This window comes from Oceanobacter antarcticus (assembly GCF_044962685.1).
Classification (GTDB): Bacteria; Pseudomonadota; Gammaproteobacteria; order Pseudomonadales; family Oceanobacteraceae; genus Oceanobacter; species Oceanobacter antarcticus.
In genome coordinates this window covers 1-235 of the sequence record NZ_JBBKTX010000142.1, presented here as the reverse complement: position 1 = coordinate 235, position 235 = coordinate 1, and the positions used below count along the sequence as shown (strand labels likewise).

Here is a 235-nt window from a genome sequence, read left to right as displayed (position 1 = left end):
CCGCTCCTGCAACGTTGCAGTTTCGGGTATCGCCAGACCAGCGTCTGGGATTTTGTTGCTTAGCGTGCTCGTACACCACTTTCCGGTGAGCCAGAAGTGCATGGTCTTCGCCTCGATGACGCGCACCAGGCGTAACGAAGTTGATGCTGCTGTGCCGATGCTCTTCGTTATAAGCATGCGAGAACGCCAGCATCCACTCGCGTATCGCTTGCAGCGAGCTGAAGCCCTTTGAAGG

The 235-nt window shown here is 56.6% G+C and carries 1 pseudogene; it reads right to left on the bottom strand.

What is annotated here, in order from left to right:
* Window positions 1–235, bottom strand: a pseudogene (locus tag WG929_RS21260) (IS3 family transposase); the annotation flags it as partial.